Genomic DNA, 11,791 nt, shown 5'->3' on the forward strand with positions numbered 1-11,791 from the left:
CGACGGCTGAATATACCGGGCGGTATATCGAATGTTTAAGAATATTCAGCATGTTTCAACAAGATAAATCTGAGGTATGGCCTTGAATATGGCTTCGGTATGCGAAGTCGGCGATACGGCGCGATCGCACGGCTTGCGTTTAACGGCTGAATGCTGCCCGTCGCCGTGAACTTGTCAGGTCCTGTCAGGCAGCCGGCAAGCCGTGGTTCGCGCAGCAATCGCCGCGCCGGGTTGATGTTGCCGCTGGTGCTTTCGTGCGGTGCAAAGCCGCTCCCTATCCTGTTTCGAAACGAGGATGCCGCACCCGGCTCGCGCATTGGGTCGACGGGTTTGTCCGTTGAACCGTTTGCCTCAAAAATGACGTGTTTTCTGGTCGGCCGAATCGACTGCCACGCCATATGGCATGGCATACTCGCGTCGTCTCGAAAGCACACAGACCGGAACCCTCCATGACACATCGATTGGCGACGGTGCCCTCGGCACGCAAGCCGACCGCACGACTTTTCCTGGCGTTTGCCCTGTTCGCCAGCCTCGCAGGCTGCGGCGGCGGTGCACCGTTATTTACTTCCGATGGGCGCGCGACGACGCAGGTTTCCTGCCCCGCCGGCGGCCCGTGGGATACCTGTTTCGAGAATGCGCGCGGCATTTGCGGCGGCGATGTCGATACGATCCAGCAATCCGTCGATAACGGCAGCCGCACGCTGCTGTTCGCATGTAAAGCCAAAAGCACCAATTGAGCGGTGGCGTCTCGTCGGTCAGCCGGGACGCAATACGAAAAAATATCAACCCCGCGTAATTTGATTTCTATACTGTCCAAATAACCAAACACGGAGTGCGATCCGATATGGCGACTTATAGGCAACTGACCGTGCAGCTCGAGAAGCTGCAGCAGAAAATCGACAAGGAACGCGAAAAGGCCACCACCGACGCGATTGCCGATATCAAGGCGAAAATCGCGGAATACGACATCACGCCTGAAGAGCTTGGTTTCCGCGACGCTGCCACTGCCGCCAAACCGAAGAAGCCGCTCCCTGCCAAATACCTGAACGTGAAGACGGGCGACACCTGGAGCGGGCGCGGGCGCGCGCCGGCCTGGCTCGGCAAGAATCGGAACCGCTTCCTGATCAAGGAGTGATTCCCGAAAAACCTCACCTTTGGCGCTTTCTCCAACGGTGCGAATCGACCGCAGGTCGTTCGCGCCGTTTTGTTTTTGCGGTTTCACGCTCGTGTGAAACAATTCGGAAATTGTGTTTCCCGAAATCAATCCAACGCAATGATGCGTAAATTGCCGGTTAAATACCAATAATGACCGGTGATTTCGGCTATTTTGCGCATCGGCATCGCGCATTGGCACGTTGAACCGGGTTCGCCGCCACGCGCCGCTCGGCGCCGTGCGGCACGCACCTGGAAGGCACTCCCGAATCTCCTCACCCTCGATCCCGAACGTTCTCACCTTGCCTCCCGCATTGGCTCACCTTTGCATGACGGATGCCGGCCTGCCGCCTGCCATCGCGTCGTGCGATCGAGAGACATCGTGATGTGGATCTGCGCGCCGCGGTAGTCGGCCGTTCGGCATATAGGCAGCCCCGGGGCCTTCGCCTATGCTACGGCTCACCGTCGCGTCTCACGCGGCAACCCGAGAAGGAGGCACCGTGACCGTTCGCAATCTCGATGCGTTGTTCCAGCCGAAGTCAGTCGCCGTGGTGGGCGCGTCGCGCCGCGAAGGCAGTATTGGTGCGATCGTCTGGCGCCGCGTGCTCGATGGCGACTTCGGCGGGCCGGTGTGGCCCGTCAATCCCAAGTACGACGAACTGAGCGACTTGCGCGTGTATGCGCGTGTCTCGCAGTTGCCGGCGCCGCCGTCGATGGCGGTGGTCTGCACGCCGCCCGCCACCTGGCCCGGCATCGTCAAGCAGCTCGGCGCGCTGGGCGCGCGCGGTGCGATCCTGGTCGGCGAAGCTCGCACGGCGGGCGAGCGCGCTTCGGTCGAGCGTGCGCTCGAAGCGGCGAAGCCGCACTTGTTGCGCATCGTCGGCCCCGGCAGCCTCGGCATCGTCACGCCGCGCCTGAACGCGCATTTCGGCGCACCGGCCTATCGCGCCACGGCGGGTGGCGTGGCCTGGGTATCGCAGTCGAACGCGCTCACCAATGCCGCGCTCGGCTGGGCGCATGCGCGCGGGCTCGGTTTCTCGCACGCGGTCGCGCTGGGCGACGAGGCCGATGTCGATGCGGGCGACGTGCTCGATTACCTCGCGAGCGATCCGTCCACCAAAGCGATCCTGCTCGAACTCGACAGCGTGAAATCGGCGCGCAAGTTCATGTCGGCCGCCCGCGCCGCCGCGCGCAACAAGCCGGTGCTGGCCTTGCGCACCGGCCGCGCCGATCCCGGCGATGCGCTCTATACGGCGGCATTCCAGCGTGCCGGCATGGTGCGCGTGGAGGCGCTCGACGATCTGCTCGACGAGATCGAAACGCTCGGCATCGGCCGCATCGCCACCAGCAACGCGGCCACCGTGATCACGAGCGATGCGGGCGTGGCGAAGCTCGCCGTGGATGCACTCGGCGCAGCGGGCGACCTGACGCTCGCGCCGTGGTCGCCCGCCGCCACGGCCGCATTGGCGGCCGTGATGCCGATGCCGCGCGGAATCGAGGCCGGCAACCCGCTGCTGCTCGGCGACGATGCGCGGCCCGAGGCGTTCGGCGCGGCGGTACGTGCGCTCGGCGCGCAAGGTCATGCCGGCACGCTGTTCGTTGTACATGCAACTTCTCACAGCGCGCCCGTGGATGCCGTGGCACGCGAGCTGATCGAGGCGCAGCGCACGGCTCCGCGCGGTATCGTCGCGTGCTTTTTCGGCGGTGTCGATGCGGCCGTGCGCGATGCGCTGCACGCGAACGGCATTCCCGTGCACACCACACCGCAACGGTTGGCGCGTGCTTATGCGCGCCTCGTCGATTACCGTCTCGGCCGCGAATTGCTGATGCAGACGCCGGAGGGCTTGCCGCCCGAAACCCCGGCCTCGGTCGCACAGGCGCAGGAAGTAGCGCGCGCTGCCGCCGCGCGCGGCCCCGTCGAGTCGAGCGGCGAGGAGGCGGCGAACTGGCTCGCGCACTTCGGCTTGCGGGCCGCGCGCGACGATGCGCCCGATGCCGATTCGCTGATCGTCACGGTGGGTGTCGAGATGATGGACGATCAGAACTTCGGCCCGGTGTTCCGTTATTCGGTGCCGTCGGCCGATGGCGCTTCCTCGCCGTTCGTCGTGTATGCCTTGCCGCCGTTCAACACCGTGCTGGCGCGCGCGGTGGTGCGCCGTTCGCCGTACGCGCAGCGGGCCGCGCCGGAGCCGTTGCTCGAAGCCCTGATGGCGCTGTCGCAGGCGGTGTGCGAGGTGCGGGAGTTGGTCGGGCTGTCGCTGGCGTTGCGCGTGTTGACGCAACGCGTCGAGATTGGCGACGTGCATCTGCGGTTCGCCACCGGGCGCGGGCGGCTGGCGATCATGCCGTATCCGCGCCGGCTGGAGCAGCGCGTCGACTGGCGCGGCACCACGATGACGGTGAGGCCGATTCGCCCCGAGGACGAGGCTGCGCATACGGCGTTGCTCGGCGCGATGACGCCCGACGATCTGCGCATGCGCTTCTTCGGTTCGATCCGCAGCTTCGATCACTCGCAGGTCGCGCGCATGACGCAGATCGACTACGACCGCGAGATGGCGCTGATCGCCACGGCCGAGGTAGCGGGCGGGCAGCGGCAGACGCTCGGCGTGGTGCGCGCCGTGGCCGATCCCGATAACGAAACTGCCGAGTTTGCGATCGCGATTCGTCCCGATCAGAAGGGCAATGGCCTGGGCCGTTTGCTGATGGCGCAGATCATCGATTACGCGCGTTCGCGCGGCACCCGGTGGTTGATCGGCGAGGCCTTGCGCGAGAACAGCGCGATGATCGGCCTTGCGCGGGCAGCGGGATTCACGGTGTCGTCGGGCGAGGAGCCGAGTGTGGTTGCATTCCGAATGAAGCTGCAGGCGTGAGCGCGTTGCCGGAGATGCGGCGAAGGTGAGGAGATTCGGGAGGGAGAAGGTGAGGCTTTACAGGAGGAGGCACCGGGGCGATACAGCGACGCGCGATGCGGTCGCTGCTGCAGCATAGCCCCGGCGCAGGCGGGCACGAAGCCCGCGCCGCACGCGATTTACGCGGCGAGCTTGGTGGCGGCGTCGTCGATCAGCGCACGCGACAGCGCGAGCTCTTCGAGCAGCGGTTCGGTATAGACGGCGCCGGTTTCGCGTTCGAGGCGGGCGATGGTCAGGGCCGAGCGCGCCGTGTCCTTCGGCATGGCGATGAAGCGCTTCACCGATTCGCCGCCCGTGAAGGCGTCGAACAGGGCGGCGCGCACGTCGTCGGGCAGCGTCTTGGTCCACTGGTAGGGCTTGCCGTTGAACGTGATGGACGGCGGCAGCACGCGCTCCTTCTTGCTGGCCGAGATCAGGCCGTAGGTGCGAGCCGCGTCGCCGATCTGTTCGGGCGAGAACAGTTCGTCGGGCGAGATATCGAATTGCGTGATGTACGACTCGATCGCCTGCATGGCGGCCGCGCGGTCGTCGCGCTTTTTCTGCGCGCGGGCAACGATATCGCGCAGTTCATCCGCCTCTTCGGGCGTGATCGTGAAGCTTGCCTGCTTCTGCTGAAGTTCGGAGAAACGCTGGAATTCGAGATCGGTCAGAAGTTTGGCCATGAGGGTCATCGTGAGCGCGCCGCTCGGTAAGCGGGCGTCGTTTGCGGAAGGGGCCGCCATTTTAGCGTCGTGCGGCGATGCGATCCAGCACGCGCTTGCCGTTTCCGGTTCGCGCGGCGGTCGCGAGCCGGTGCAAGCGAGCACCGGCGGGCCTCTCGCGGCTTGCGCGCCGTTGCGCCGCACGAGTGATTCGCTGGGCGAAACACCGCTCGATGTCCGCTCGCGGTCCCGCTCGTGCCTCAGCCCGGCTCAGGCTCGGCTCAAGCCCGGCTCAAGCCGCGTGCAGGTCGCTCATCGACAGCCCGCCTGCGGTGCGGCGCAGCAGTTCGGTGACGTCGTCGAGCGACGGGCCGCCGGCCGCGTCGATCCGCTGCACGTACGGGCAGGTCAGCACCGCGATGGCATGGCCCGACGGCCCGAGCACCGGGAACGCCAGATCGGTGACGCCGTAGGCGCGACGCGATTCCTGGCGGAGACAGCCGTCGGCGCGCAGGGTCGTGGCGGTGGCTTCGAATGCGGCGGCGTCGAACGGCGCCGCACCGGCCAGCTTCGCGTGTTGGCCGGCCATGTGCTCGCGCTGGCCTCGGGTCTGGAACGCCAGCATCAATTGCCCGCAGGCGGTGTCGGCCAGGCCGACGCGCGAGCCGAGGCGCACGGTGATGCCCCACGCGCCCGGGTCGTCCACCTGCGCGATCACGAGCAGGCTGCCGCGATCGTAGACGGACAAGTGGCAGGACTGGCCGGCCGTGTCGGCGAAACGCTGCATCAGCGGCAACGCCTCGTCGATCAGGCGGCTCATCGGCGGATGGCGATGGGCGAGCGCGAACAGCTTGAGGCTCAGCGTGTAGCGGTCGCCTCCCGACGAACGCGTGACGTACTGGCGCGCCACCAGGCGTTCGAGCATCCGGTAGATCTCGCTCGCATTGCGGCTCAGTTGCTTGGTGATTTCGGTGCGGGTCAGGCCTTCTTTCTGCTCCGCAAGCAGTTCGAGGATATCGAGCCCCTTGTCGAGCGCCGGTGCGCGGTAACGCTCGACTTCCTCGAGGGTGCAGGGGGGCGTGGCGGGTTTCGAGAAAGCTGCAGGTGTGATCGGCATGGTGATTCGTCATTGCATGGCCGGGCGCCCGTGAGCCGACGAAGCGGCGAGCGTGCCCGGCCGGGGCTTACAGGAATTGCAGTCGGCACAGTGCGTCTGGCAGTGAACGCGCTACGCCGCCATCGAGCGAACGCCAGGAGCGGGGGAATCGATGACGCTGTTTATCGAGAAGAGGTAAACGAAAAGGAATGGATCGTAGGCATGATATCGCCCGGTTGGCGAGCGAATTTAGTAGTGGGGTTCGAGCCGAATTTCCTCAATCAGGCGAGAGGCCCGCCGCTTCGTGGTGGTGGTCGTGTCCGAGCGTTGTCAACGTGTTGTCATGTGACAACATCCGATGCGATCGTGACCCGATAATCGTCGTATTTCACTAAGCATTACGTCGGCAGCGTGTCCGTTTATCGCACGCGCCTGCACGCGCAACGGTAGATTTCCGGCCGCCGCGTGCGGGTGGCAACGCAGGCACAATCGGTCGTCGCCGCCGGTCCGGCGGTTCAACCGGAGGAAGCTCGTCATGAAACTGTTGCGTTACGGCCCGGTGGGCCAGGAAAAGCCCGGTCTGCTCGATGCGCAAGGCCAGATCCGCGATCTGTCGGCGGTGATCCCCGATCTCGCCGGCGACGCGCTGTCGGATGTGTCGTTCGAGCGGCTGCGTGCGCTCGACGTCGGTGCGCTGCCGCTCGTGCCCGGCGCGCCGCGCATCGGCGCGTGCGTCGGCCAGATCGGCAAGTTCGTCTGCATTGGTCTGAACTATGCCGATCACGCGGCGGAATCGGGGCTGGCCGTGCCCACCGAACCAGTGGTTTTCGCGAAATGGACCAGCGCTGTGTGCGGGCCGGACGACGGCATCGAGATTCCGCGCGATTCGGTCAAGACCGATTGGGAAGTGGAACTGGGGGTGGTGATCGGGCGCGCCTGCAAGAACGTCGACGAAGCCGATGCGCTCGACTACGTGGCCGGCTACTGCGTGATCAACGATGTGTCCGAGCGCGAATGGCAGATCGAGCGCGGCGGCCAATGGGACAAGGGCAAGGGGTTCGACACGTTCGGCCCGATCGGCCCGTGGCTTGTCACGCGCGACGAGGTGGCCGATCCGCAGCAGCTCGACCTGTGGCTCGAAGTGGATGGCCATCGCTACCAGAACGGCAATACGCGCACCATGATCTTCAGCGTCGCGAAGGTGATCGCCTACCTGTCGCGCTGCATGAGCCTGCAACCCGGCGACGTGATCTCGACCGGCACGCCGCCCGGCGTGGGGATGGGCGTGAAGCCGTCGCCCGTCTATCTGAAGCCGGGCCAGACGGTGCGTCTCGGGATCGCCGGCCTCGGCGAGCAACGTCAGACGACGCGCGCTGCTGTCTGAACCGGGCGAGCCGTTCAGCGGCCCCGAGTCGGCTCCGGAAAGATCCGGCAACACGCCGCAGTACGCCGAAACATTCGCCATCGGCGCTTCGTGCGAATGCCTGGCAGCAGGCCGCGCATTCGCACGGAAATCATTGCTGCCGACGGATGGTTGCTTGCGCACCTAATAAGTGCACCCCACGTTTTTCAGCACATCCGCCCGCGCTTCGCCGCATCGCGCGCCGTGGCCGCCCCCGATTCAATTCGCCTCCCCGCCTCCTTTTCAGCGGTCGCTGATTTATTACAGAGCCGGAGAACTCCCGTAAAAATCATCGTTGCGCCATTCAGGAAATCACCTCGAAACCGGGTTGCACCTCGATTAGTCCAACCCCGTAAATTGCCGGAAAATTGCTGAAAAGCCAGCGCCGGCAAGGCTTTCCAAAGTGCCATTCGGCATCGGCGGGCACGATGCCGGGCGACTTGTCCGATCCGTTTCCCGACCCCCAATTCTTATCAATGAATCGGGAATGGAAATTCATCAATTATTCCAGGTAGGTAAGCGGTCTTTCGTGACGTTTCAGATAGTTGTTTCGTGCGAATCTCGATTCGCGTCGCGGTTTGCCCGAATGGCGGGCGCATCGCACGACGTCTTTTCCACGAAATGCTACGGAGCTCACCATGGATCGCGTTAATCCTTCCCTTCTCGCCACCGGTTCGCTGCTTGTCGACCCGATCATCCCGCCCGTCGATCTGCCGCTGCGCAGCGAACGCCTGCCGTTTACGATCCGCGCCGTCTACGACGAAGCGGATCTCGAGCGCGTGGTGGCCATGCGCCGCTCGGCCTATGGCCGTCACACGCCGGAATTCGCCGACACGATGGCGGTCGAGGCGATCGACCGCCGTCACGACACGGTCGTGCTGCTGGCCGAATCGCGTCTCGATCGCGAGCCGGTCGGCACCATGCGGATTCAGACCAACGCGCATGGGCCGTTGCCGCTTCAAGCGTCGGTGGCGCTGCCCGATTGGCTGACCGATTGCCGGCTCGCCGAGGCAACCCGGCTGGCGGTGCGCGGCGGCATGATCGGCCGCGCGGTGAAAGTCGCGCTATGCAAGGCCTTGTTCACGTACTGCCGTGAAGCGGCGATCGACTGGATGGTGATCACGGCACGCTCGCCGCTCGATCGTGATTACCAGTCGATGTTGTTCGACGATGTGTTCGGCGCGAACGAGTTCTTCCCGATGGCGCACGTCGGCGGCATGCCGCACCGGGTGCTGGCCAAGCCGGTTGCGGCGGCGCAGCGCCGCTGGGCGGAAGTACAGCATCCTCTGTATGGCTATGTGTTCGAGACGCATCATCCGGACATCGACGTGACGCCGCGCCGGGCCTGATGCACGGGCCGGGCCGCAGCGTTTCGCGATGCCCGGCACGCCCGGCCTTCGGGCCGGGCGCGTGGGCCGTTTTCGGTCATCATCCTTCACATTTAAAGGCAGCGGATTGCATGAAGGCCGATTAGAATCGGGAACGTTTCGGGGTGCGACAGGAGGAGAGGGGTTATGCGGCTGTCCGAGTGGGTTTCAGAATTCAGACAGCTGACCAGCGGGCGATTTTTCGACCGCGGCTTCGATCTGTTCTCCATCTATCTCGTCCCCGCGCTGCTCGCCGTTGCCACGGCGCTGTTCTTCTCCGTGTCGCCGTCGGGCAATGTGGCGATCGACACCGTCCCGCTCGGCTTTCATGCCTATATCGATCGCACCGGCCAGGCCTCGCGGGCCGACGCCGCGCGCGAGCTGAACGCCGCGCCCGTCACCCTGCGCTTCGGCACCCATCTGTCGGAGTATCCGGTCTGGATGCGGCTCGACGGCCAGCCGGCCGCCGCGCAACCCGATACCCACAATTACGTCGCCTTCGCGTCGCGGCATGCCAAATCGCTGTCGTGCTGGAACGCCGATACACTCGCGCCGCTCGGCAGCGCCGACCGCATCACCACGCAAGGCGCGATGCAGACGGCCGCCGCCGGCTTCGCGCTGCGTATCGACGCGGCCAACGACGGTGCGGCGATCCTCTGCCGCGGCTTCTACAGCGGCCCGGCCTACGTCACGGCGAGCCGCCTGACCGGGCGCGCGCTGTCGGCCACGCGCCTGCAGTTCGAGCGCAGCGCCTCGCTGATCTGCGGCGGCCTGCTGACGCTGGCGATCTTCATCTTCGTCACGGCCGTGATCAACCGCGAGTGGACCTACGTGGTGTTCGCGGTGTGGCTGGTCGGCAACCAGCGCCTGGCCGCCAACGCGCTCGGCTTCGACAACATCTGGCTCGACCACACGATCCCGCCGAACTGGATCGACTTCGTCCGGCAACTGACGTTCTCGGTGTATTACATCGTGACGGTCTCGCTGTTCGGGCGGCTGTTCCGCCGCGAGATCGGCCAGGTGTCGCTGCTGTGGCTGCTGAAGATCGTCCAGGTGGGCGGCGGCCTGATGCTGCTGCTGGCCGTGGTGCTGCCGTACCGGCTGTATATCCCCGCGCTGTGGGCGCTGGCCGGCATCGGCATGCTGATGCTGCTGTTCGTGCTCGCGCAGATGCTGCTGCGCGCCCGCACGCGCACCGTGATCTGGTACGTGGCGTCGCTGTCGGTGGTGCTGTTCTCGATCCTGTCCGAAGTGTTCGCGGCCGCGCTCGGCACGCGCCTGCTGTTCGGCGTGCTGAACCCGGTGGCCACCTCGCTGGCGTCGAGCATGATGGCCGCGTTCGCGATCGCCGAGCAGATGCGCGCCGACCGCGCCCGCCGCCAGAAATCCGAAACCGAACTGCGCAATACCTACGAACTGACGCCGATCGGCCTGTTCACGCTCGATCCCGACGGCCGCTTCGCGCGTGCGAACCCGGCGCTGCTGTCGATGCTCGGCCTCGATCGCGATACCTACCGCCAGCGGCTCTGGCTCGACTTCTTCGACAAGGGCTCGTGGACGCAACTGCGCGAGCTGGCCATGCGGGGCGGCGCGAGCGCGATCGAAATCAACGGTGCGCACGACGCGCACACCATGAACCACCGCTACTCGCTGCGCGCGATCTTCTCCGAGAACGCCTACGAAGGCTCGCTGGAGGAAGTCACCGAGCGCGCCGAGGCCGTCGCGCGGCTGCATTACCTGGCCGAGCACGATTCGCTGACGCGCGCGCTGAACCGGCGCGGCATCGAGCATGTGATGGAAGGCCTGCTGGCGGCGCGCACCCCCTGGTCGGTTGCCTATGTCGATCTCGACCGCTTCAAGCTGATCAACGACATGTTCGGCCACGCCTCCGGCGACGAGGTGTTGCGCCAGCTCGTGGTGCGCATGAAATCCTGCCTCGACGGGCGCGGCGTCATCGGCCGGATCGGCGGCGACGAATTCGTTTGCGTATTCGCCAACACCAGCGTCGACGAGGCCGCCGCGCTGTGCCTGCGCCTCGAAAGCGCGGTCAGCGGCTTGCCCTACCCGATCGGCAGCCGCGCGTTCCGCGTGCGAGCCTCGATCGGCGTGGTCGAATGCATGCCGAACATGTCGGTGCAGGACGTGGTGGCGCACGCGGATCTCGCCTGCCGCGAATCGAAGCGCGACGGCAACGGCAAGGTGATCGTCTACCGCAGCGACGCGCTCGACGTCGAGCGCCGCTCGCGCGATATCGCGCTGATCGGCACGCTCAAGGAAGACACCATCCCCGACGGGCTGCTGCTGGCGATGCAGCCGATCGTGTCGGTCACGCATGCGAGCGAGGCGCTCGATTTCGAGGTGCTGCTGCGGCTGCGTCGCGAGGACGGCACGGTCCTGAGCGCGGTCGATTTCATCGATGCGTTCGAGCGCTCCGGCACGATCGGCGCGATCGATTTGTGGGTGCTGTCGATGGTGCTCGACTGGATCGAGGCCAACCGGCACACGCTGGTCAAGACGCGCTTCATCTGCGTGAATTTGAGCGGCGCGTCGCTGAACGACGAGCGCGTGGTGGCCGAGATCTTCCGGCGGCTCGAGGCGCATGCGTCGATCGTCCATTTCCTGTGCCTGGAGATCACCGAGACGGTGGCGCTGCACGACCTCAAGACGAGCCAGCATTTCATCGCGCGCGCGCACGACATGGGCATCCGCATCGCGCTCGACGATTTCGGCGCGGGGCACACGTCGTTCAAGTACCTGAAGGCGCTGTCGGCCGACGCGCTGAAGATCGACGGCGAGTTCGTGAAGACCATGTGCGAGCATCCGGCCGACATCGCGATCGTCGAATCCATCGTCAACCTCGCCAAGAACCTCGGCATGCGCACCATCGCCGAATGGGTGGAGGACGTGAAGACCTTCGAGGCGCTGCGCTCGATCGGCGTGGATTACGTGCAGGGTTACGCGGTGGGGCGCCCGACCGCGCCCGAGCGGATTCTCGCGGCCGTCTCCGGCCTCGATTTCGTGGAGATCGACGCGATCCGGCGCGTGCTGGCCGAGCCGGCGAATGCCGAGACGGGCGGCCCGTCGTTCGAGGCAGGCTGAGGCCGGGCGGCGTGTTGGAACCAGCGGAAAGGTGTGGCGTGAAGAGCGGCGCGCAACGCCGGCCCGATGCGAGGAGAGGAGGAGACCCGCAATCGAGGCCGGCGCGCGCCGCAAGCCGTGAACAA

Annotated in this window: 9 protein-coding genes; 6 read left to right on the forward strand and 3 right to left on the reverse strand. The window is 65.7% G+C overall.

The window, feature by feature from the left end; genetic code table 11:
• Nucleotides 1-449 precede the first annotated feature (449 nt).
• From ACYP33_RS25305 to ACYP33_RS25315, 3 genes are all read left to right on the forward strand, one after another.
• The gene (locus tag ACYP33_RS25305) at nt 450-737 is read left to right on the forward strand and encodes a hypothetical protein (protein ID WP_414448832.1); all 288 of its coding nucleotides are present in this window, start codon (nt 450-452) and stop codon (nt 735-737) included.
• 107 nt (nt 738-844) lie between these two features.
• Nucleotides 845-1,135, forward strand: a complete 291-nt coding sequence (locus ACYP33_RS25310) for an H-NS histone family protein (RefSeq protein WP_414442033.1) — start codon at nt 845-847, stop codon at nt 1,133-1,135.
• Nucleotides 1,136-1,652: 517 nt separating this feature from the next.
• Nucleotides 1,653-4,022, forward strand: a complete 2,370-nt coding sequence (locus tag ACYP33_RS25315; RefSeq protein ID WP_459624369.1) for a bifunctional acetate--CoA ligase family protein/GNAT family N-acetyltransferase — start codon at nt 1,653-1,655, stop codon at nt 4,020-4,022.
• Between the two features lie 158 nt (nt 4,023-4,180).
• Here ACYP33_RS25315 and ACYP33_RS25320 read toward each other — a convergent pair whose 3' ends face one another.
• Nucleotides 4,181-4,732, reverse strand: coding sequence for a hypothetical protein (locus ACYP33_RS25320; protein WP_459624370.1), 552 nt, complete (start codon nt 4,730-4,732; stop codon nt 4,181-4,183).
• Between the two features lie 262 nt (nt 4,733-4,994).
• Complete coding sequence (locus ACYP33_RS25325) at nt 4,995-5,819, reverse strand: IclR family transcriptional regulator (protein ID WP_459624371.1); 825 nt, start codon at nt 5,817-5,819, stop codon at nt 4,995-4,997.
• Nucleotides 5,820-6,333: 514 nt separating this feature from the next.
• Between ACYP33_RS25325 and ACYP33_RS25330 the strand changes: the two genes are divergently transcribed.
• Nucleotides 6,334-7,182 carry an ureidoglycolate lyase gene (locus tag ACYP33_RS25330; protein WP_414448836.1) on the forward strand — a complete coding sequence of 283 codons (849 nt, stop codon included), beginning with the start codon at nt 6,334-6,336 and terminating at the stop codon, nt 7,180-7,182.
• A gap of 322 nt (nt 7,183-7,504) precedes the next feature.
• Here the strand turns inward: ACYP33_RS25330 and ACYP33_RS25335 are convergent, their stop codons facing one another.
• A complete protein-coding gene (locus ACYP33_RS25335; protein WP_414448837.1) occupies nt 7,505-7,699 on the reverse strand; it encodes a hypothetical protein in 195 nt (64 codons plus the stop codon).
• 139 nt (nt 7,700-7,838) lie between these two features.
• Between ACYP33_RS25335 and ACYP33_RS25340 the strand changes: the two genes are divergently transcribed.
• Nucleotides 7,839-8,549, forward strand: a complete 711-nt coding sequence (locus ACYP33_RS25340; protein ID WP_414448838.1) for an N-acyl amino acid synthase FeeM domain-containing protein — start codon at nt 7,839-7,841, stop codon at nt 8,547-8,549.
• A 165-nt stretch (nt 8,550-8,714) separates the two neighbouring features.
• On the forward strand, nt 8,715-11,666 hold the full coding sequence (locus ACYP33_RS25345) for a putative bifunctional diguanylate cyclase/phosphodiesterase (RefSeq protein WP_459624372.1): 2,952 nt from the start codon (nt 8,715-8,717) through the stop codon (nt 11,664-11,666).
• Nucleotides 11,667-11,791 lie beyond the last annotated feature (125 nt).

It is taken from the genome of Burkholderia sp. 3C (assembly GCF_054589155.1).

Bases quoted from the DNA above. Each gene is read 5' to 3' on its own strand.
- ACYP33_RS25320 (WP_459624370.1), bottom strand. From the start codon at position 4,732: ATGACCCTCATGGCCAAACTTCTGACCGATCTCGAATTCCAGCGTTTC.
- ACYP33_RS25345 (WP_459624372.1), top strand. From the start codon at position 8,715: ATGCGGCTGTCCGAGTGGGTTTCAGAATTCAGACAGCTGACCAGCGGG.
- ACYP33_RS25305 (WP_414448832.1), top strand. From the start codon at position 450: ATGACACATCGATTGGCGACGGTGCCCTCGGCACGCAAGCCGACCGCA.
- ACYP33_RS25310 (WP_414442033.1), top strand. From the start codon at position 845: ATGGCGACTTATAGGCAACTGACCGTGCAGCTCGAGAAGCTGCAGCAG.
- ACYP33_RS25335 (WP_414448837.1), bottom strand. From the start codon at position 7,699: ATGAATTTCCATTCCCGATTCATTGATAAGAATTGGGGGTCGGGAAAC.
- ACYP33_RS25330 (WP_414448836.1), top strand. From the start codon at position 6,334: ATGAAACTGTTGCGTTACGGCCCGGTGGGCCAGGAAAAGCCCGGTCTG.
- ACYP33_RS25325 (WP_459624371.1), bottom strand. From the start codon at position 5,819: ATGCCGATCACACCTGCAGCTTTCTCGAAACCCGCCACGCCCCCCTGC.
- ACYP33_RS25340 (WP_414448838.1), top strand. From the start codon at position 7,839: ATGGATCGCGTTAATCCTTCCCTTCTCGCCACCGGTTCGCTGCTTGTC.